Origin of the sequence: Escherichia sp. E1130 (assembly GCF_005781065.1) — a bacterium.
Taxonomy (GTDB): domain Bacteria; phylum Pseudomonadota; class Gammaproteobacteria; order Enterobacterales; family Enterobacteriaceae; genus Escherichia.
In genome coordinates, this window is sequence record NZ_VATL01000005.1 from 178,138 (window position 1) to 197,156 (window position 19,019).

A 19,019-nucleotide genomic window follows, 5' to 3' on the forward strand; every position below is an offset into this window, starting at 1 on the left:
TGTCAATGCGCAATCTGGTTAAATATGTCGGAATTGGCCTGCTGGTTATGGGGCTTGCGGCCTGTGATGATAAAGACACTAACGCTACAGCGGAAGGTACAGTCGCGGAAAGTAACGCTACCGCGAATCCCGTCAACCTGCTTGATGGCAAGTTAAGCTTCTCGCTGCCAGCGGATATGACCGACCAGAGCGGTAAGCTGGGAACACAGGCCAATAACATGCACGTCTGGTCCGACGCCACCGGGCAGAAAGCGGTGATTGTTATTATGGGCGATGATCCGAAAGAAGACCTGGCTGTGCTGGCGAAGCGTCTGGAAGATCAGCAACGTAGCCGCGATCCACAGCTGCAAGTGGTGACCAACAAAGCCATTGAGCTGAAAGGTCACAAAATGCAGCAGTTAGACAGCGTTATCTCTGCTAAAGGCCAGACGGCGTACTCTTCCGTCATTCTGGGTAACGTGGGCAACCAACTGCTGACAATGCAAATCACACTGCCTGCTGACGATCAGCAAAAAGCGCAGACCACCGCAGAAAACATCATTAACACGCTGGTTATTCAGTAAGTTTTAAGATGACGAAACGGCCTCAGGTGCTTCCACCGGAGGCCGTTTTTTTAATCGCCACGTCAGCAATAACGCGATTGCGACCAGCCCCGCCGCCGCCAGATAAATCACCGGTACGCCCGCCCAACTCATCACCAGCCCTGCCAGTGGTCCGGTCACGCCAAGCGATAAATCCATAAATACGGTGTAGGTTGCCAGCGCCGCCCCCTGATTCTGCTGCGGCACCGCTTTGACCGCCACTACGCCCAATGCCGGGAACACCAGCGAAAAGCCCGCCCCCGCCAGTAAGACGCCGATTTTCGCCATCCACGGCATAGTCGCCACGCCAACCAGCAGTAGGCCGATTATCTCAACGCTAAAGCAGAGCATCGCCACGTTTAAGCCACCAATGCGGTTTATGCCGTTAGGGAATAACAATCGCGTTCCAACAAACGCACAGCTAAACAACGTCAGCGCGAAGGCCGCACCGTCCCAGCCTTTAGCGTCATAAAACAGCGTGATAAAGGTGGCGATAACGCCAAACCCGGCGGAAGCCAACGCCAGCGCCATACCGTACAGCCAGACGCGCCCAAGTACCGCGCGAAACGGCAGAGGTTTGCCTTTACTGGCTTTCACCGTCGGACGCGGTATTGCCAACAAAATAGCCACCAGCGCCACGCCCATAATGATTAATGCCAACGCCTGCAAACCGCCCCAGTGATAAAACACCACACCTAACGGCGCGCCCATCGCCATCGCTCCGTAAGTGACAATGCCATTCCACGAAATCACTCGCCCGATATGCAGCGAACCGACCACGCCAACGCCCCACAGTGTCGACCCCGTTCCGGCAAAACTTTGCCCAATCCCAAGAATCACGCGCCCCAGGCAAAGTAATAACAGACTGATAATTGGCAGACTGGCGGTTAACCCAGCCACCAGATAACCCAGCCCGCTCAAAAAGCAGCCGCACAAACCGAAGACGACAATCTTTTTTGGCCCCAGCAAATCAGCATAACGCCCGGCATGAGGACGACTCAGCAACGTGGCGAAATATTGCAGACTGATAACCAACCCCGCCCAGAAGGCGCTAAAGCCCATCACATCATGGACATAGCCCGGTAGCACGGCGAGCGGTAACCCAATGGTCAGATAGCTGGCGAAGTTAAACATGACAATGGAGACAATGCGCAAATTCAGGCGCATTCCGTTAAGCGCCGGTTCGGCAACAGGTACGGGCATGAGAAGCACCACATTTTTACAACAGTGTTTCATTTTTACCACGTGGTGGCGTGTAAATCAGCAAGAAGAATCAGAATATTGCTGGCGTGACTCCCGCTACACTTAATACAAAAAGTCATAAGGAAGCCCCAATGGAAACATCTCAACCCGATAAAACGGGCATGCACATTCTACTCAAGCTGGCTTCACTGGTAGTAATCCTCGCGGGTATTCACGCAGCGGCAGATATCATTGTGCAATTGTTACTGGCGCTGTTTTTCGCCATCGTCCTCAATCCACTGGTGACCTGGTTTATTCGTCGCGGAGTTCAGCGTCCCGTTGCCATTACGATTGTAGTCGTAGTGATGTTGATAGCGCTTACTGCGCTGGTCGGTGTGCTGGCGGCATCGTTTAACGAATTCATCTCTATGCTGCCGAAGTTTAATAAGGAGCTGACGCGCAAGCTTTTTAAATTGCAGGAGATGCTGCCTTTTCTTAATTTGCATATGTCGCCGGAACGAATGTTGCAGCGGATGGATTCAGAAAAAGTGGTTACCTTCACCACCGCTTTAATGACCGGGCTTTCCGGGGCCATGGCGAGCGTACTTCTGCTGGTGATGACCGTTGTTTTTATGCTGTTTGAAGTACGCCACGTCCCTTACAAAATGCGCTTTGCGTTGAATAACCCACAGATTCACATCGCCGGATTACACCGCGCATTAAAAGGCGTTTCGCATTATCTGGCATTAAAAACGCTGCTAAGTTTATGGACGGGCGTTATCGTCTGGCTGGGGCTGGCGCTGATGGGCGTGCAGTTTGCGCTGATGTGGGCGGTACTGGCTTTTTTACTCAACTACGTCCCCAATATCGGCGCGGTAATTTCCGCCGTACCGCCAATGATTCAGGTGCTGCTGTTTAATGGTGTTTACGAATGTATTCTGGTCGGCGCATTGTTTTTAGTTGTCCATATGGTCATCGGCAATATTTTAGAACCACGGATGATGGGCCATCGCCTGGGGATGTCCACCATGGTGGTATTTCTTTCGTTGTTGGTTTGGGGATGGCTGCTCGGTCCGGTAGGGATGCTACTTTCGGTGCCATTAACCAGCGTCTGTAAAATCTGGATGGAAACCACTAAAGGCGGTAGCAAACTGGCGATTTTACTGGGGCCAGGCAGACCGAAAAGTCGGTTACCGGGGTAATAGCGCACCCTGATCAGACAATGGCCACCGTTTATCTAACGGTGGCCATTTGATTCGAGAAAATGATGCAATATTATTCAGAAAATTAATTTCTAAAAACCACTCCTTAAGTCAAATATATATAAACACCGAATAATCATTAAATTCCCATCCCAGAGAACGCACTGATTATATTGTGTTATTTTTATTGCCTCATTTTTCTCACTCACTTATAGTTGGTCCCCGCTGGCAGTAATTTAGTCATCTCAAAATGATTTGTTCTGATGTGCACTTACTGACTTATCTCATAAGTAAATTTTTCGCTAAATAAAGAATAGTGATACCAGCAATTACAGTTAAATCCTGCTTTACTCGTAAAAACAATACTTTAATGGGGCTTTAATGAAACACTACATGAAATGGTTTGCTGCTATTGCTGTTGTCGGCGCTTTAGCGGGTTGTGCGCGTACTGCACCAATTGATCAAGTCCACTCAACCGTCAGCGCCGGTCATACCCAGGATCAAGTTAAAAAAGCGATTCTGAAAGCTGGCGTTGAACGCAAATGGATTATGTCCGAAGCCGGACAAGGTGTAATTAAAGCACGTCAACAGTCACGCGATCATTCAGCAGAAATTCGCATTAACTACACGGCATCCAGCTACGATATCAATTATGAAAATAGTCAGAACCTGCAAGCATCAGGCGGACAAATTCATAAAAACTATAATCGCTGGGTCCGCAATCTCGACAAAGATATTCAACTGAATTTGTCGGCTGGCGCAGATTTGTAATTTCCCCTAAAGTCGGGCCGCTTCGGTCCGATAATAATTTAATTCCCTCTTAACAGGTTGTGCCCAACATGTACGAACAGGATTCTCTTAGCGCACTGGATGCGATTACCGAAGCTCAACGCATTGCCTTTGCCCCCATGCTTTTTCAAACAGCTCTCTGCCTGCGTAATGCGGGTGTACTTTCTTATCTGGATCGGCAAGGCAAACATGGCGCAACGCTGTCTGATATCACCGAAAATAGTCATATCAACGAATATGCTGCCAGCGTTCTGTTAGATATGGGCTTAAGCGGGCGAATTATTACCTGCAAAGAGGGAATTTATTACCTGGCGAAAATCGGTCATTACCTCCTGCATGACACCATGACGCGCGTGAATATGGATTTCACCCAGGATGTCTGTTATCAGGGGCTATTCTTCCTCGCCGATTCACTCAATGAAGGCAAACCTTCCGGGTTAAAAGTATTTGGCGACTGGCCGACGATATATCCGGCACTTTCACAATTACCTGACGCTGCCCGTGAAAGCTGGTTCGCGTTTGATCATTACTATTCAGATGGCGCATTTAACGCCGCACTGCCTTATGTATTCGCCAACAACCCCACAACCTTGTACGATGTAGGCGGCAATACCGGTAAGTGGGCTTTGCGCTGCTGTAAATACAACGAAAACATCACCGTTACGTTATTAGATCTGCCACAACAAATCGTGCTCGCCAAAGAAAATATCACGAATGCAGGCTTTTCTGATCGTATAGATTTCCATGCTGTGGATATGCTAAGCGATGCGCCGTTACCGGGCGAGGCTGATATCTGGTGGATGAGTCAATTTTTAGACTGTTTTTCACCCGAACAAATAATTAGCATACTCAGCAAAGTTGCCAGCGTAATGAAGCCCGGGGCAAAACTTTGCATTATGGAGTTGTTCTGGGATGCGCAGCGGTTTGAAGCGGCATCGTTTAGCCTGAATGCCTCCTCACTTTATTTCACCTGCATGGCAAACGGTAACAGTCGTTTCTATAGCGCAGAGAAATTTTACGACTATCTGAATAAAGCAGGATTTCAGGTAGCAGAGCGCCACGATAATTTAGGCGTTGGGCATACATTATTGATATGCCAAAAGAAATAATCGTCACTTAATAATTTTGGTTTACCGCGGGCGCGCGTTGATGAAATTTACATTAAATATTACCGACTGGAAGGCACTGGCGCCTGGACTTAGCGAAGCCCAGCAATGGCAAGCATGGTCGCGCCAGCCTTGGGCGGTTGACCCTGCGGCACCGTTGGCAAAATTATGCGAATTGCCAATGATGACCGCCCGCCGTCTCAGTTCTGGCAGTAAACTGGCCGTGGAGTGCGGTCTGGCAATGCTACGCCGCCATCAAATAGACGCCGTTTTGTATACCAGTCGTCATGGCGAACTGGAACGCAATTACCGCATTGTTCATGCACTGGCAACCGAACAGGCACTCTCTCCGACAGACTTCGCGCTCTCCGTACACAACTCTTCCGTGGGCAACCTGACCATTGCGGCCAAACAACCGATCGTTTCGTCATCGCTTTCGGCTGGTCGCGACAGTTTCCAGCAAGGTTTATGTGAAGTGCTTAGCCTGTTACAAGCGGGATACCAGCGCGTGTTGATGGTCGATTTTGATGGCCTTCTGCCTGAGTTCTATCACCCACAACTGCCAGCAGAAATGCCGACCTGGCCGTACGCCGTCGCGCTGGTGATTGAAGCTGGCGATGACTGGCAATGTGAAACACAGCCAGCCATTGCGGGCAATGAAACATCACTGCCGCAAAGCATGTTATTTTTACAGCACTATTTACAAAACGCTAATAAATTTTCACTGCCTGGCGAGCGCGTGCAATGGCGCTGGAGCCGCAGATGCGTAAGCTGATGTCGCGCCTGGAGTGGGCATGGCGACTGGTTATGACCGGGTTGTGTTTTGCCCTGTTTGGCCTCGGCGGACTACTGCTCTCTGTGGTGTGGTTTAACGTATTGTTAGTTTTGGTGTGGGATACTTCCCGCCGCCGTCGTGTGGCGCGCCGCAGCATTGCCGCCAGTTTTCGTCTGTTTTTAACAGTCGCAAAAGGGCTTGGCGTGCTGGATTATCGGATTGATGGGGCTGAAATTTTACGTCAGGAACGCGGTTGCCTCGTCGTAGCCAATCATCCCACGCTGATCGATTACGTACTGCTGGCGTCAGTCATGCCAGAAACTGACTGCCTGGTGAAAAGCGCGCTGTTAAAAAATCCTTTTCTTGGCGGCGTCGTGCGGGCGGCAGATTATTTAATCAACAGCGAAGCTGAAACCCTCTTACCCCGTTGCCAACAGCGACTGGCACAGGGCGACACTATCTTGATTTTCCCCGAAGGCACGCGAACGAAGCCTGGTGAAAAAATGACGTTGCAGCGCGGGGCAGCGAATATTGCCGTGCGCTGTGCCAGCGATTTACGCATCGTGACGATCGGCTGTAGCGAGCATCTGCTGGATAAACAAAGTAAATGGTATGACGTTCCGCCTGCCAGGCCGTTTTTTACGGTTGAAGTCCGTGGGCGGGTAGAAATCAATAAATTTTACGATGCAACTTCACAAGAACCGGCGCTGGCAGCAAGGCAGTTAAACCGGCATCTTTTGCTTCAATTACAACAAGGTTGTTTACCTCTCTCAGGAATAAATAATGCAAGCGCTTTATCTGGAAATTAAAAATCTCATCATCAGCACCCTCAATCTGGACGAGTTGACTCCTGATGATATCGATACCGATGCGCCGCTGTTCGGCGACGGTTTAGGGCTGGATTCCATCGATGCCCTGGAACTGGGGCTGGCAGTGAAAAATGAATATGGCGTTGTACTTTCCGCGGAAAGTGAAGAGATGCGTCAGCACTTTTTCTCCGTCGCCACTCTGGCCTCTTTCATTGCTGCACAACGCGCCTGAGGAAAGCCATCATGACAGAACAACAAACCGTCTATCAGGAAGTCTCAGCCCTGCTGGTCAAGCTGTTTGAAATCGATCCGCAGGACATCAAACCTGAAGCGCGCCTGTACGAAGATCTGGAACTGGACAGCATCGACGCCGTTGACATGATTGTGCACCTGCAAAAGAAAACCGGTAAGAAAATCAAGCCGGAAGAGTTTAAAGCAGTGCGTACAGTCCAGGATGTCGTAGAGGCCGTAGAACGCCTGCTACAAGAAGCCTGATCTGATGTCGGGCATTCGCTCGCTACCGATTATTAAGCTGCTGACCGGATTATTGCTGCTCGCCTGGCCGTTCGTGATTTGGCTTGGTTTGGCACATAACGGCCTGCATTGGCTGTTGCCGCTGATGGCGCTGCTGCTTTTGTTGCGCCTGCGCCAGACCCGTCGCCAGGCGGGGCCACTACAAGCCGTCACACAAATCGTCGCTGTCGTAGGCATCGCCTTGTGTGTCGCCAGCTTTCTGTTGAAAACGCACCAGCTACTGCTGTTTTACCCGGTAGTGGTTAATACGGTAATGCTGGCGGTTTTTGGCGGTTCGCTGTGGTCGGCAATGCCGATAGTTGAGCGGTTGGCGCGTTTGCAGGAGCCAGACCTTCCAGAAAAGGGCGTGCACTATACCCGCCACGTCACGCAAATCTGGTGCGGCTTTTTCATCATCAACGGCGGAATTGCCCTCTTTACCGCGCTGCATGGCGATATGTCGTTATGGACTGCCTGGAACGGCATGATCGCTTATTTGTTGATGGGAACATTAATGGCTGGTGAATGGCTGGTGCGCCGTCAGGTGATGAAAAGAGATCGCTCATGAAGCAGACCTTACCGCTTGCACGCTGGCTGACTGCGCCACGCCCTGATGACACGCCCATTGCGTGGCTGGACGAAAGCACCTGGACGCTGGGCGATTTGCGTCACGATGTCGCGCAACTTATCTGCCGTTTACAGCAACAGCCCGGGAAACGCTGGGCGCTATGCTTTGAGAACAGCTATCTGTTTATCGTTGCCCTGCTCGCCACGCTACACGCCGGAAAAACGCCGGTGCTTCCGGGGCATAACCGCGTCATCCAGCTTAATGAGCAACGTGAACTGTTCGATGGTGTGCTTAGCGACAGCGAACTTAACTGGCAAGGTTCATTGCTGTTGGTAGCAAGTTCCCCACAAGTCGCGCCACAATCATTCACCTTTGCTGCTATAGCGCCAGACGCTTATATCGAGCTATTTACCTCTGGTTCCACGGGACAGCCGAAGCGGGTGATTAAACCTGTTCATTTGCTGGACCGTGAAGCAGAACTGCTGGCTGAACGATTAGGCGCACGTCTGGCGGGTTGTCGGGTGGTCGGTTCCGTATTACCGCAGCATTTGTACGGCCTGACTTTTCGCATTTTCTTGCCAATGGCGCTGGGATTACCCCTGCATGCCGCCATGCTCTGGTATGTCGAACAGTTTGCCGCGTTGAGTCATCAGCATCGCTATATCTTCATCAGCAGCCCGGCATTTTTGAAGCGTCTGGATGCTCAGCTATCCCCGCCGCCTGTTCAGGTGCTTCTCTCTGCTGGTGGTGAGCTACCGTGGCAGGACGTACAACACACCGCGAGCTGGCTACGCGTCTGGCCTGATGAAATCTACGGCAGCACGGAAACCGGCGTCATTGCCTGGCGTTACCGCGATCAGGAGCAACGACGCTGGCTGCCCTTTCCAGGTATGAAGTTCCAGGCCGAAGGTGATTCTTTTCGCCTCTTTTCACCGCTGATGACGGAAGATAACGGCCTGTTGCTCGACGATGCCTTACAGTTTAGCGAAGACGGCCAGTTCCATCTGATGGGGCGTCGCGGACGCATCGTTAAGATTGAAGAAAAACGTATTTCTCTGCAGGAAGTGGAACAACGTCTGCTGGCGCTGGACGGTATTCGCGAGGTGGCGGCAGTTCCCGTTACGCGCGGCGGGCGTCAGTGCATTGGCGTTTTGCTGGTGCTGGATGACGAAGCTCATCTGCAATGGCAGAACGGTGGCGGGCATAGCCAGGAAATGACCTGGCGGCGATTACTGCGCCCGACGCTGGAGCCAGTTGCCATTCCGCGTTACTGGCGCGTTATTGATGAAATGCCAGTAAACAGTATGAACAAGCGTGTCTATGCGCAATTACAGGAGTTATTTCATGAAGCCCCATGAAATCGAGCGCCATCAGGCACAAGCGAATCACCTTGAGATTGTTTTGCATCTCAGGGCAGATCTGTTCTGGTTTCGCGGTCATTTTGCCGTGCAACCATTACTCCCCGGCGTGGCGCAAATCGACTGGGCGATGAGCTACGCGCTTGCCCTGCTCGCGCCCGGCTGGCGTTTTCACTCCATTCAGAACATAAAATTCCAGGCGCCTTTACTGCCGGATAACCACGTCACCCTCACGCTTAACTGGCAGGAAGATCGCCAGATTCTGAGCTTTAGCTATCAGCGTCACGACGGTGACGCCCGCCACACCGCCAGTAGCGGGAAGATCCGCCTATGTCGGTAAACTTTTCTCCCTGCGTGTTGATCCCCTGCTATAACCACGGCGCAATGATGCCGGGCGTGCTGGCGCGTCTTAAGCCATTTAATCTGCCCTGTATTGTGGTGGATGATGGCAGCGATGCCGCCACGCAACAGCAACTGGATAAGCTGGTTAGCGAACAGCCTGGCGTGACCTTAATTCGCCTGGCAGAAAACGCAGGTAAAGGCGCGGCGGTGATGCGCGGCTTACAGGCGGCGGCAGACGCAGGGTTCAGCCATGCGGTACAGGTGGATGCTGACGGCCAGCACGCGATTGAAGATATCCCCAAACTGCTGGCACTTGCCGAACAGCACCCTGCGGCGCTGATCTCCGGCCAGCCGATTTACGATGAATCCATCCCCCGCTCACGGCTGTACGGGCGCTGGGTCACCCACGTCTGGGTATGGATCGAAACGCTCTCCCTGCAACTGAAAGACAGCATGTGCGGCTTTCGCGTTTATCCGGTTGCGCCAACGCTGCAACTGGCAAAACACGCCACCATCGGCAAGCGGATGGATTTCGACACCGAAGTGATGGTGCGCCTCTACTGGCAGGGAAATACCAGTTATTTCGTGCCGACCCGCGTCACCTATCCGCTGGACGGGCTTTCGCATTTTGATGCCCTGAAAGATAACGTCCGCATCTCGCTCATGCACACGCGTCTGTTTTTCGGCATGTTGCCGCGTATTCCTTCGCTGTTAATGCGCCGCTCTTCCAGCCACTGGGCGCGGCAGAGTGAAGTGAAAGGATTATGGGGAATGCGCCTGATGCTGCTGGTCTGGCGTCTGCTGGGAAGAACGGCGTTTAGCGCGCTGCTTTACCCGGTAGTGGGCGTCTACTGGCTCACCGCCTCCCGTGCGCGTAAAGCATCGCAAGACTGGCTCGCCCGTGTGCGCCAGCATCAACCACAGGCAGCAAAACTCAACAGCTACCAGCACTTTTTACGTTTCGGCAACGCCATGCTCGACAAAATCGCCAGTTGGCGCGGCGAGCTGCAACTGGGGCGCGATGTGCTGTTTGCGCCAGGCGCAGAAGCGGCGCTTGACGTCCGCGATCCGCGCGGCAAATTGCTGCTGGCCTCGCATCTTGGCGATGTGGAAGTGTGCCGGGCGCTGGCAAAAATTCAGGGCTACAAAACCATTAACGCGCTGGTGTTTAGCGAAAACGCCCAACGCTTTAAACAGATAATGCAAGAGATGGCTCCTCAGGCAGGCATTAACCTGCTCCCGGTAACAGATATCGGCCCGGAAACCGCCATCCTGCTGAAAGAGAAGCTGGATAACGGCGAATGGGTGGCGATTGTCGGTGACCGCATCGCCGTCAACCCGCAACGCGGCGGCGACTGGCGCGTCTGCTGGAGTCCGTTTATGGGTCAGCCTGCACCTTTCCCACAGGGGCCGTTTATTCTCGCGTCCATTTTGCGCTGCCCGGTGAATCTGATTTTCGCCCTGCGCCAGCACGGCAAGCTGCATATTCACTGCGAAACCTTTGCCGACCCACTGCAGCTGCCGCGCGGCGAACGCCAACAGGCGCTGCAAAACGCTATCGACCACTACGCCGCGCGTCTGGAACATTACGCGCTCCAGTCGCCCCTCGACTGGTTTAATTTTTTCGATTTCTGGCAACTGCCGGAAATTCAGGACAAGGAGTAAAGGGTGCTTAACGATCCCCGATTTACCGCTGAAGTCGAGCTGACCATTCCCTTTCACGACGTCGATATGATGGGCGTGGCCTGGCACGGTAACTATTTTCGCTACTTTGAAGTGGCCCGCGAGGCGCTGCTCAACCAGTTCAATTACGGCTATCGGCAGATGAAAGAGTCCGGTTATTTGTGGCCGGTGGTCGATGCGCGGGTGAAATATCGCCACGCCCTCACCTTTGAGCAACGCATCCGCGTGCGTGCGCATATCGAAGAGTTCGAAAACCGTCTGCGGATTGGCTATCAGATTTTCGATGCCGAAACGGGAAAACGCGCCACCACCGGATACACCATCCAGGTCGCAGTAGACGAGCAAAGCCGCGAACTGTGCTTTGTCAGCCCCGATATTCTGTTTGAACGCATGGGAGTCAAACCATGAAATTTTTACCGCTGCTGGCGCTGCTGGTTAGCCCGTTTGTCAGCGCCCTGACCCTGGACGATCTTCAGCAACGCTTTACCGAACAGCCGGTGATCCGCGCCCATTTCGATCAAACCCGGACGATTAAAGATCTGCCGCAGCCGCTGAGATCGCAGGGCCAGATGTTGATCGCCCGCGACCAGGGGCTATTGTGGGATCAAACCTCACCGTTCTCCATGCAGCTATTGCTGGACGATAAACGCATGGTGCAGGTGATCAACGGTCAGCCGCCGCAAATCATCACGGCAGAAAATAACCCGCAGATGTTCCAGTTTAACCACCTGCTGCGCGCGCTGTTCCAGGCCGATCGCAAAGTGCTGGAACAAAACTTCCGCGTCGAATTTGCTGACAAAGGCGAAGGCCGCTGGACGCTGCGCCTGACCCCAACCACCACGCCGCTGGATAAAATTTTCAACACCATCGATCTCGCCGGGCAAACCTATCTGGAGAGCATTCAGCTTAATGATAAACAGGGCGATCGCACCGATATTGCTCTTACCCAACATCAACTGACGCCAGCGCAACTGACCGATGACGAACGCCAACGTTTTGCCGCCCAGTAAACGCCCCGCGCTGTTATGGGGGATCGTCTGCCTGGTCATGGCGGCGGCGTTGCTGATTCTGCTGCCGCAATCACGGCTGAACAGTAGCGTGCTGGCAATGTTACCCAAACAGGCGATGGGCGATATTCCCCCAGCGCTGAATGACGGCTTTATGCAGCGTCTGGACCGCCAACTGGTGTGGCTGGTCAGCCCCGGTAAAGAGGCTAATCCCAGGGTGGCTCAGGAGTGGCTGACGCTGCTGCAAAAATCCGCTGCGCTCGGCGACGTTAAAGGGCCAATGGATGCTGCCAGCCAGCAGGCGTGGGGAGCATTTTTCTGGCAGCACCGCAACGGCCTGATTGACCCCGACACTCGCGTCCGCCTGCAAAACGGCGGCGAAGCGCAGGCGCAGTGGATCCTCTCCCAGCTTTATTCTGCGTTCTCCGGGGTAAGCGGCAAGGAGCTGCAAAACGATCCGCTGATGTTAATGCGCGGCTCGCAGCTGGCGATGGCGAAAAACGGCCAGCGTTTACGACTGATGGACGGCTGGCTGGTGACGCAGGATCCCCAGGGCAACTACTGGTATCTGCTGCACGGAGAACTGGCGGGATCGTCGTTTGATATGCAGCAAACCCACAAGCTCATCACGACCCTGAATACGCTGGAAAAAGATCTGAAAACACGTTACCCGCAGGCGCAGCTGCTCTCGCGCGGCACGGTGTTTTACAGCGATTACGCCAGCCAACAGGCGAAGCAGGATATCTCCACCCTGGGCGTGGCAACGCTGCTGGGGGTGATATTGCTGATTGTGGCGGTGTTCCGCTCTCTACGTCCGTTGCTGCTTTGCGTGATTTCCATCGGCATCGGCGCGCTGGCGGGAACGGTCGCCACCTTGTTGATTTTCGGTGAATTACACCTGATGACGCTGGTGATGAGCATGAGCGTTATCGGCATTTCCGCTGACTACACGCTCTATTACCTCACCGAACGGATGGTGCACGGCAACGACGTTTCGCCGTGGCAAAGCCTGGCGAAAGTGCGTAATGCCCTGCTTCTGGCGCTGCTCACCACCGTGGCGGCATATCTGATTATGATGCTCGCCCCCTTCCCCGGTATTCGCCAGATGGCGATTTTTGCCGCCGTCGGGTTGAGCACCTCCTGTCTGACCGTCCTGTTCTGGCATCCGTGGCTGTGTCGTGGCCTGCCGGTGCGTCCGGTTCCGGCGATGGCGCTGATGCTGCGCTGGCTGGCAGCGTGGCGGCGTAATAAAAAACTGTCGCTGGGTCTGCCCGTCGCGCTGGCGCTGTTTTCGCTGGCGGGGATGTCAATGCTGCGCGTCGATGACGATATCTCGCAGTTACAGGCGCTGCCGCAGCATATTCTGGCCCAGGAGAAAGCCATTACCGCCCTGACCGGACAAAGCGTCGATCAAAAATGGTTTGTGGTTTACGGCGACTCCCCACAGCAAACATTAAGACGGCTGGAGAAATTTACCGCTTCGCTGGAGAAGGCGAAAAAAGACGGCCTTATCAGCAACTACCGCACCATTCCGCTGAACTCCCTGGCGCGGCAGGAGGAAGATTTACACCTGCTGAAAACGGCGGCCCCGACGGTAACAAAAGCACTGCAAAATGCCGGGCTGACGGCAGTGAATCCGGATCTCAACGCCATGCCGGTGAACGTTGATGAATGGCTGGCAAGCCCCGCCAGTGAAGGCTGGCGTCTGCTGTGGCTGACGCTGGAAAACGGCGCAAGCGGCGTGCTGGTGCCAGTTGAAGGGGTTAAAAATAGCGCGGCGCTACAGGAAATCTCCACATATTACCCTTGTGGCATTGCCTGGGTTGATCGCAAAAACACCTTTGATGAATTATTCGCACTTTACCGCTACGTCTTAACCGGTTTGTTGCTGGTGGCGCTGGCGGTTATTGCCTGCGGCGCAGTGGCCCGCCTCGGCTGGCGCAAAGGGCTTATCAGCCTTGTACCTTCGGTGCTTTCGCTGGGCTGCGGTCTGGCGGTGCTGGCAATGAGCGGGCAGGCGGTGAATCTCTTTTCGCTGCTGGCGCTGGTGCTGGTGCTTGGCATCGGTATCAACTACACGCTGTTTTTCAGTAATCCGCGCGGTACACCGTTAACTTCACTACTGGCGATCACGCTGGCAATGCTCACCACCTTGCTGACGCTGGGTATGCTGGTATTCAGCACCACCCAGGCCATCAGCAGTTTTGGCATTGTGCTGGTGAGCGGTATTTTCACTGCCTTCCTGCTTTCGCCGCTGGCTATGCCCGATAAAAAGAGAACAAAAAAATGATCAAACCTACCTTCTGGCGAGCGCTCGCCCTGACCGCTACGCTTATCCTCACCGGCTGTAGCCACTCGCAACCAGAACAGGAAGGCCGCCCACAGGCGTGGCTGCAACCTGGCACGCGCATCACGCTACCGGCACCAGGGATTTCACCCGCCGTCAATTCCCAACAACTATTGACCGGCAGCTTCAACGGCAAAACCCAGTCGCTGCTAGTGATGCTTAACGCCGACGACCAGAAAATAACCCTTGCCGGGCTGTCGTCGGTCGGCATTCGCCTGTTTCTGGTGACCTACGATGCGCAAGGGCTACGCGCCGAGCAATCCATCGTCGTCCCACAGTTACCGCCCGCAAGTCAGGTACTGGCTGACGTAATGCTCAGCCACTGGCCGATTAGCGCCTGGCAACCGCAACTCCCCGCAGGCTGGACGCTTCGCGACAACGGCGACAAACGCGAGCTGCGTAACGCCAGCGGCAAACTGGTCACGGAAATCACCTATCTGAATCGCAAGGGCAAACGCGTGCCAATCAGCATTGAGCAGCATGTCTTTAAATACCACATCACCATTCAATACTTAGGTGACTGATATGATTTATATTTCCGTCGTCGGCATGATCAACGCCCTGGGAAATAACCTTGACGAAATCGCGACCAACCTGACTCGCGGTGCCGCTCCCGGAATGCGCCCACGCGCAGGCTGGTTGCAGGGGCATCCGCAGGCAGTCCTGGCTGGCGTGGATGGCGAGCTTCCGCTTATCCCGGAAAAATTCGCTGCGCACCGCTCGCGCAACAATCAGATCCTGCTGGCGGCGCTGGCGCAGATCCAGCCGCAGGTTGATGACGCTATCGCGAAATATGGCCGCGAGCGCATCGCGATTGTGCTTGGCACCAGCACCTCCGGCCTGCATGAAGGCGACACGCACGTTAAGCTGCGCACCAACGGACAGCCGAGCACCACGTGGCACTATGCACAACAGGAACTCGGCGATCCGTCGCGTTTTCTCAGCCACTGGCTGGCGCTCGACGGCCCGGCCTATACCCTTTCAACCGCCTGCTCCTCCAGCGCCAGAGCGATGATCAGCGGGCGCAGACTTATCGAAGCGGGGCTGGTCGATGCCGCCATTGTGGGTGGCGCAGATACCCTGAGCCGAATGCCGATTAACGGTTTTCACAGCCTCGAATCGCTCTCGCCAACCTTATGTCAGCCGTTTGGTCGTGACCGCGCAGGTATCACCATTGGCGAAGGGGCTGGACTAATGCTGCTGACCCGCGAACCGCAGCCCATCGCGTTGCTGGGCGTTGGTGAATCAAGCGACGCTTACCATATTTCGGCCCCGCATCCGCAGGGCGAAGGGGCGATCCGCGCTATTAATCAGGCGCTGACCGATGCGCAGCTTACGCCAGATGACGTCGGCTATATCAACCTGCACGGCACCGCCACACAACTCAACGATCAGATTGAATCAATGGTGGTTAACGCCCTGTTTGGCGAACGCGTACCTTGCAGCTCCACCAAACATTTGACCGGACACTCGCTGGGCGCGGCGGGCATTACCGAGGCGGCAATCAGCATGTTGATCTTACAGCGTGATTTACCGCTGCCCGCTCAGGACTTCAGCCTGTCGCCGCGCGATCCCAGGCTGCCACCGTGTGGCATTATCGAACAACCGCAGCCGCTGGCACGTCCGGTGATCCTGTCCAATTCCTTCGCCTTTGGCGGCAATAACGCCAGCATTCTGCTCGGGAGGGTTTCGTGAGCCACTATTTATCACCCGGCGCTTATCTGCCCCACGACGCGCCCATGTTACTGCTGGAAGAAGTGGTGAGCGTCAGCGATGACAGCGCGGTCTGCCGCGTAACAGTCTCGCCCAGTGGCGTACTGGCACCGTTTCTCGACCCGGACGGCAATCTCCCTGGCTGGTTTGCCCTTGAACTGATGGCGCAAACCGTCGGCGTCTGGTCTGGCTGGCATCGCCACCAGCAGGGCAAAAACAGTATTGAGTTAGGGATGGTACTGGGCGCGCGTGAATTGCTTTGCACCACTGGCATTCTGCTCACAGGCCAGACGCTGACCATTACCGTCAAACTGCTGATGCAAGACGATCGCTTCGGCAGTTTTGAGTGCAGCATCAACGACGGCGAGGCGACGGGCCGCATTAACACCTTCCAGCCGACCGCGGAAGAACTTACCACCCTGTTTCAACAAGGAGCGTCCTGATGAGTCGTTCAGTTCTGGTTACTGGTGCCAGCAAAGGCATTGGTCGCGCCATCGCCTGCCAACTGGCGGCAGACGGCTTTAACATTGGCGTTCACTATCACCGTGACGCCGCAGGCGCTCAGGAAACGCTGAATGCCATTGTCGCCAACGGTGGTAACGGGCGTTTGCTCAGTTTCGACGTCGCAAACCGCGAACAATGTCGGGAAGTGCTGGAGCACGAGATCGCGCAACACGGCGCCTGGTACGGCGTAGTCAGTAACGCCGGGATCGCCCGCGACGCCGCTTTTCCGGCTTTAAGCGATGACGACTGGGATGCAGTGATCCACACCAATCTCGACAGTTTCTACAACGTCATTCAGCCGTGCATTATGCCGATGATCGGTGCGCGCCAGGGCGGACGCATCATCACGCTGTCCTCGGTTTCCGGCGTAATGGGCAATCGCGGCCAGGTGAATTACAGCGCTGCCAAAGCCGGAATTATCGGCGCAACAAAAGCACTGGCTATCGAACTCGCGAAGCGCAAAATCACCGTCAACTGCATCGCGCCGGGACTTATTGATACCGGGATGATCGAAATGGAAGAGAGCGCCCTGAAAGAGGCAATGTCGATGATCCCAATGAAACGCATGGGCCAGGCGGAAGAAGTTGCCGGGCTTGCCAGCTATTTAATGTCTGATATTGCGGGTTACGTCACCCGCCAGGTTATTTCCATCAACGGAGGGATGTTATGACACGTCGCGTAGTGATTACAGGAATGGGCGGCGTGACTGCCTTTGGTGAAAACTGGCAGGACGTTTCTGCACGCTTACTGGCGTATGAAAACGCGGTGCGCAAAATGCCGGAGTGGCAGGTCTACGATGGCCTGCACACCCTGCTTGGCGCGCCTATTGATGATTTCACGCTGCCGGAGCACTACACCCGCAAGCGTATCCGTGCGATGGGCCGCGTGTCGCAAATGTCGACCCGCGCCAGCGAGCTGGCGTTAGAGCAGGCAGGGTTGATTGGCGATCCGATATTAACCAGCGGCGAAACGGGCATTGCGTACGGTTCATCGACCGGCAGTACCGGCCCGGTAAGCGAGTTCGCCACCATGCTGACTGAAAAGCACACCAATAACATCACTGGCACCACCTATGTGCAGATGATGCCGCACACCACCGCCGTTAATACTGGCCTCTTTTTCGGCCTGCGCGGGCGGGTGATCCCAACCTCCAGCGCCTGTACCTCCGGCAGCCAGGCGATCGGTTATGCGTGGGAAGCCATTCGCCACGGTTATCAAACGGTGATGGTTGCTGGTGGTGCCGAAGAGTTATGCCCTTCAGAAGCAGCGGTATTTGATACGCTTTTCGCCACCAGCCAGCACAATGATGCGCCGAAAACCACACCTTCACCGTTCGATGAAAACCGCGACGGGCTGGTGATTGGTGAAGGCGCAGGGACGCTCATCCTCGAAGAACTGGAGCACGCCAAAGCGCGCGGCGCGACCATTTACGGTGAAATCGTCGGCTTTGCGACTAACTGCGACGCCGCGCATATCACCCAGCCACAGCGTGAGACCATGCAGTATTGTATGGAGCAATCGCTGAAAATCGCCGGGTTAAGCGCACAAGATATCGGCTATATTTCAGCGCATGGCACGGCGACCGATCGTGGTGATATGGCAGAAAGTCTGGCGACAGCAACCATTTACGGTGATAATGTGCCGCTCTCCTCGCTGAAAAGTTATTTTGGTCATACGCTTGGTGCCTGTGGCGCGCTCGAAGCCTGGATGAGTCTGCAAATGATGCGCGAAGGCTGGTTTGCTCCTACGCTAAACCTGAATAAACCAGACCCGAATTGTGGCGCGCTGGATTACATCATGCATGAAGCCCGCAAGGTTGATTGTGAGTTTTTGCAGAGTAACAACTTTGCCTTTGGCGGCATTAATACATCCATCATCATTAAACGTTGGCCCTGATATGTATCGGATAGTTCTGGGGAAAGTTTCGACCTTAAGCGCAGCTCCACTGCCACCGGCTTTACACGATCAAGCACCGCAAGGTCCACGACGCGAACGCTGGCTGGCGGGGCGTGCATTGCTTTCGCACACGCTTTCCCCGCTACCGGAGATCATCTATGGCGAACAAGGCAAACCTGCATTCGCGCCGGAAACGCCGCTATGGTTCAACTTAAGCCATAGCGGTGACGATATCGCCCTGCTGTTGAGCGATGAAGGCGAAGTCGGCTGCGATATCGAAGTGATTCGCCCGCGCGCCAACTGGCGCTGGCTGGCGAACGCCGTGTTCAGCCTCGGGGAACATGCTGAGATGGACGCCGTGCATCCTGATCAGCAACTGGAAATGTTCTGGCGCATCTGGACGCGCAAAGAAGCCATCGTTAAACAGCGTGGTGGCAGCGCCTGGCAAATCGTCAGCGTAGACAGCACCTATCAGTCATCGCTGTCAGTTAGCCATTGCCAGCTCGACAATTTAAGCCTGGCAATCTGCACCCCTACCCCCTTTACGCTCACCGCCGACAGTGTGCAATGGATCGATTCAGTTAACTGATCCGCCCGTCCGACTGCCTATCTCTTGATCCAGAACAGGTAATCAGTATGACGAA

The 19,019-nt window shown here is 54.6% G+C and carries 22 protein-coding genes; 21 read left to right on the forward strand and 1 reads right to left on the reverse strand.

Translation table 11 applies throughout. The features are described from left to right. The first annotated feature begins 5 nt into the window (after positions 1 to 5). Positions 6 to 563, forward strand: coding sequence for a phage sensitivity protein DcrB (gene dcrB, locus FEK66_RS06695; protein WP_130209096.1), 558 nt, complete (start codon positions 6 to 8; stop codon positions 561 to 563). Positions 564 to 566: 3 nt separating this feature from the next. Here dcrB and FEK66_RS06700 read toward each other — a convergent pair whose 3' ends face one another. Then, positions 567 to 1,817: an MFS transporter gene (locus tag FEK66_RS06700; protein ID WP_130209098.1), complete on the reverse strand. Its 1,251-nt coding sequence runs from the start codon at positions 1,815 to 1,817 to the stop codon at positions 567 to 569. A 98-nt stretch (positions 1,818 to 1,915) separates the two neighbouring features. On the opposite strand from FEK66_RS06700, the gene FEK66_RS06705 reads away from it, so the two are divergent. The 20 genes from FEK66_RS06705 (at position 1,916) to acpT (ending at position 18,964) form a co-directional block, all read left to right on the forward strand. After that, positions 1,916 to 2,965 (forward strand): AI-2E family transporter, encoded by a 1,050-nt coding sequence (locus FEK66_RS06705; RefSeq protein ID WP_130209100.1) that lies wholly within the window; start codon positions 1,916 to 1,918, stop codon positions 2,963 to 2,965. 393 nt (positions 2,966 to 3,358) lie between these two features. After that, a complete protein-coding gene (locus FEK66_RS06710) occupies positions 3,359 to 3,736 on the forward strand; it encodes a hypothetical protein (RefSeq protein WP_130209208.1) in 378 nt (125 codons plus the stop codon). A 68-nt stretch (positions 3,737 to 3,804) separates the two neighbouring features. After that, positions 3,805 to 4,863 carry a methyltransferase gene (locus FEK66_RS06715; RefSeq protein ID WP_135495279.1) on the forward strand — a complete coding sequence of 353 codons (1,059 nt, stop codon included), beginning with the start codon at positions 3,805 to 3,807 and terminating at the stop codon, positions 4,861 to 4,863. Between the two features lie 40 nt (positions 4,864 to 4,903). Continuing rightward, positions 4,904 to 5,635, forward strand: a complete 732-nt coding sequence (locus tag FEK66_RS06720; RefSeq protein ID WP_135495280.1) for a beta-ketoacyl synthase chain length factor — start codon at positions 4,904 to 4,906, stop codon at positions 5,633 to 5,635. Continuing rightward, positions 5,623 to 6,444 (forward strand): lysophospholipid acyltransferase family protein, encoded by an 822-nt coding sequence (locus tag FEK66_RS06725; protein ID WP_135408162.1) that lies wholly within the window; start codon positions 5,623 to 5,625, stop codon positions 6,442 to 6,444. The genes FEK66_RS06720 and FEK66_RS06725 overlap by 13 nt, the downstream gene beginning before the upstream one ends. Beyond that, positions 6,419 to 6,676, forward strand: a complete 258-nt coding sequence (locus FEK66_RS06730) for a phosphopantetheine-binding protein (RefSeq protein ID WP_047643688.1) — start codon at positions 6,419 to 6,421, stop codon at positions 6,674 to 6,676. Before FEK66_RS06725 ends, FEK66_RS06730 begins: the two co-directional genes overlap by 26 nt. Before the next feature lie 11 nt (positions 6,677 to 6,687). Next, positions 6,688 to 6,939, forward strand: coding sequence for an acyl carrier protein (locus tag FEK66_RS06735; protein WP_000139646.1), 252 nt, complete (start codon positions 6,688 to 6,690; stop codon positions 6,937 to 6,939). Positions 6,940 to 6,943: 4 nt separating this feature from the next. Next, positions 6,944 to 7,525, forward strand: a complete 582-nt coding sequence (locus tag FEK66_RS06740; RefSeq protein WP_135495281.1) for a hypothetical protein — start codon at positions 6,944 to 6,946, stop codon at positions 7,523 to 7,525. Then, complete coding sequence (locus FEK66_RS06745; RefSeq protein ID WP_135495282.1) at positions 7,522 to 8,883, forward strand: acyl-CoA synthetase; 1,362 nt, start codon at positions 7,522 to 7,524, stop codon at positions 8,881 to 8,883. Before FEK66_RS06740 ends, FEK66_RS06745 begins: the two co-directional genes overlap by 4 nt. Next, complete coding sequence (locus FEK66_RS06750; RefSeq protein WP_130260974.1) at positions 8,870 to 9,223, forward strand: beta-hydroxyacyl-ACP dehydratase; 354 nt, start codon at positions 8,870 to 8,872, stop codon at positions 9,221 to 9,223. Before FEK66_RS06745 ends, FEK66_RS06750 begins: the two co-directional genes overlap by 14 nt. Beyond that, entirely contained in the window at positions 9,214 to 10,890 is a 1,677-nt protein-coding gene (locus FEK66_RS06755; protein WP_131161871.1) for a glycosyltransferase, read from the forward strand. The genes FEK66_RS06750 and FEK66_RS06755 overlap by 10 nt, the downstream gene beginning before the upstream one ends. A gap of 3 nt (positions 10,891 to 10,893) precedes the next feature. Then, positions 10,894 to 11,316 (forward strand): thioesterase family protein, encoded by a 423-nt coding sequence (locus tag FEK66_RS06760; RefSeq protein WP_000930891.1) that lies wholly within the window; start codon positions 10,894 to 10,896, stop codon positions 11,314 to 11,316. Further along, positions 11,313 to 11,918, forward strand: coding sequence for an outer membrane lipoprotein carrier protein LolA (locus tag FEK66_RS06765; RefSeq protein ID WP_135495283.1), 606 nt, complete (start codon positions 11,313 to 11,315; stop codon positions 11,916 to 11,918). The genes FEK66_RS06760 and FEK66_RS06765 overlap by 4 nt, the downstream gene beginning before the upstream one ends. Continuing rightward, the gene (locus FEK66_RS06770; RefSeq protein ID WP_135495284.1) at positions 11,887 to 14,205 is read left to right on the forward strand and encodes an MMPL family transporter; all 2,319 of its coding nucleotides are present in this window, start codon (positions 11,887 to 11,889) and stop codon (positions 14,203 to 14,205) included. Before FEK66_RS06765 ends, FEK66_RS06770 begins: the two co-directional genes overlap by 32 nt. After that, positions 14,202 to 14,786 (forward strand): DUF3261 domain-containing protein, encoded by a 585-nt coding sequence (locus tag FEK66_RS06775; protein ID WP_103253585.1) that lies wholly within the window; start codon positions 14,202 to 14,204, stop codon positions 14,784 to 14,786. The genes FEK66_RS06770 and FEK66_RS06775 overlap by 4 nt, the downstream gene beginning before the upstream one ends. 1 nt (position 14,787) lies before the next feature. After that, positions 14,788 to 15,957 carry a beta-ketoacyl-[acyl-carrier-protein] synthase family protein gene (locus FEK66_RS06780; RefSeq protein ID WP_135495285.1) on the forward strand — a complete coding sequence of 390 codons (1,170 nt, stop codon included), beginning with the start codon at positions 14,788 to 14,790 and terminating at the stop codon, positions 15,955 to 15,957. After that, positions 15,954 to 16,418 (forward strand): 3-hydroxy-fatty acyl-ACP dehydratase, encoded by a 465-nt coding sequence (locus FEK66_RS06785; RefSeq protein ID WP_131161875.1) that lies wholly within the window; start codon positions 15,954 to 15,956, stop codon positions 16,416 to 16,418. Before FEK66_RS06780 ends, FEK66_RS06785 begins: the two co-directional genes overlap by 4 nt. Then, positions 16,418 to 17,149 carry a 3-ketoacyl-ACP reductase FabG2 gene (locus tag FEK66_RS06790; protein ID WP_000091660.1) on the forward strand — a complete coding sequence of 244 codons (732 nt, stop codon included), beginning with the start codon at positions 16,418 to 16,420 and terminating at the stop codon, positions 17,147 to 17,149. The genes FEK66_RS06785 and FEK66_RS06790 overlap by 1 nt, the downstream gene beginning before the upstream one ends. Beyond that, positions 17,146 to 18,375 carry a beta-ketoacyl-ACP synthase gene (locus FEK66_RS06795; RefSeq protein WP_000198469.1) on the forward strand — a complete coding sequence of 410 codons (1,230 nt, stop codon included), beginning with the start codon at positions 17,146 to 17,148 and terminating at the stop codon, positions 18,373 to 18,375. Before FEK66_RS06790 ends, FEK66_RS06795 begins: the two co-directional genes overlap by 4 nt. 1 nt (position 18,376) lies before the next feature. After that, positions 18,377 to 18,964, forward strand: a complete 588-nt coding sequence (gene acpT / locus FEK66_RS06800; protein WP_130209127.1) for a 4'-phosphopantetheinyl transferase AcpT — start codon at positions 18,377 to 18,379, stop codon at positions 18,962 to 18,964. The last annotated feature ends 55 nt before the right edge of the window (positions 18,965 to 19,019 follow it).

Excerpts from the sequence above, each read along its gene's own strand:
- FEK66_RS06790 (WP_000091660.1), top strand. The coding sequence starts at position 16,418 with ATGAGTCGTTCAGTTCTGGTTACTGGTGCCAGCAAAGGCATTGGTCGC.
- FEK66_RS06755 (WP_131161871.1), top strand. The coding sequence starts at position 9,214 with ATGTCGGTAAACTTTTCTCCCTGCGTGTTGATCCCCTGCTATAACCAC.
- FEK66_RS06795 (WP_000198469.1), top strand. The coding sequence starts at position 17,146 with ATGACACGTCGCGTAGTGATTACAGGAATGGGCGGCGTGACTGCCTTT.
- FEK66_RS06780 (WP_135495285.1), top strand. The coding sequence starts at position 14,788 with ATGATTTATATTTCCGTCGTCGGCATGATCAACGCCCTGGGAAATAAC.
- FEK66_RS06710 (WP_130209208.1), top strand. The coding sequence starts at position 3,359 with ATGAAATGGTTTGCTGCTATTGCTGTTGTCGGCGCTTTAGCGGGTTGT.
- FEK66_RS06750 (WP_130260974.1), top strand. The coding sequence starts at position 8,870 with ATGAAGCCCCATGAAATCGAGCGCCATCAGGCACAAGCGAATCACCTT.
- FEK66_RS06715 (WP_135495279.1), top strand. The coding sequence starts at position 3,805 with ATGTACGAACAGGATTCTCTTAGCGCACTGGATGCGATTACCGAAGCT.
- FEK66_RS06765 (WP_135495283.1), top strand. The coding sequence starts at position 11,313 with ATGAAATTTTTACCGCTGCTGGCGCTGCTGGTTAGCCCGTTTGTCAGC.
- FEK66_RS06770 (WP_135495284.1), top strand. The coding sequence starts at position 11,887 with ATGACGAACGCCAACGTTTTGCCGCCCAGTAAACGCCCCGCGCTGTTA.
- acpT (WP_130209127.1), top strand. The coding sequence starts at position 18,377 with ATGTATCGGATAGTTCTGGGGAAAGTTTCGACCTTAAGCGCAGCTCCA.
- FEK66_RS06725 (WP_135408162.1), top strand. The coding sequence starts at position 5,623 with ATGCGTAAGCTGATGTCGCGCCTGGAGTGGGCATGGCGACTGGTTATG.
- FEK66_RS06775 (WP_103253585.1), top strand. The coding sequence starts at position 14,202 with ATGATCAAACCTACCTTCTGGCGAGCGCTCGCCCTGACCGCTACGCTT.
- FEK66_RS06745 (WP_135495282.1), top strand. The coding sequence starts at position 7,522 with ATGAAGCAGACCTTACCGCTTGCACGCTGGCTGACTGCGCCACGCCCT.
- FEK66_RS06705 (WP_130209100.1), top strand. The coding sequence starts at position 1,916 with ATGGAAACATCTCAACCCGATAAAACGGGCATGCACATTCTACTCAAG.
- FEK66_RS06700 (WP_130209098.1), bottom strand. The coding sequence starts at position 1,817 with ATGAAACACTGTTGTAAAAATGTGGTGCTTCTCATGCCCGTACCTGTT.
- FEK66_RS06720 (WP_135495280.1), top strand. The coding sequence starts at position 4,904 with ATGAAATTTACATTAAATATTACCGACTGGAAGGCACTGGCGCCTGGA.
- FEK66_RS06730 (WP_047643688.1), top strand. The coding sequence starts at position 6,419 with ATGCAAGCGCTTTATCTGGAAATTAAAAATCTCATCATCAGCACCCTC.
- FEK66_RS06740 (WP_135495281.1), top strand. The coding sequence starts at position 6,944 with ATGTCGGGCATTCGCTCGCTACCGATTATTAAGCTGCTGACCGGATTA.
- dcrB (WP_130209096.1), top strand. The coding sequence starts at position 6 with ATGCGCAATCTGGTTAAATATGTCGGAATTGGCCTGCTGGTTATGGGG.
- FEK66_RS06735 (WP_000139646.1), top strand. The coding sequence starts at position 6,688 with ATGACAGAACAACAAACCGTCTATCAGGAAGTCTCAGCCCTGCTGGTC.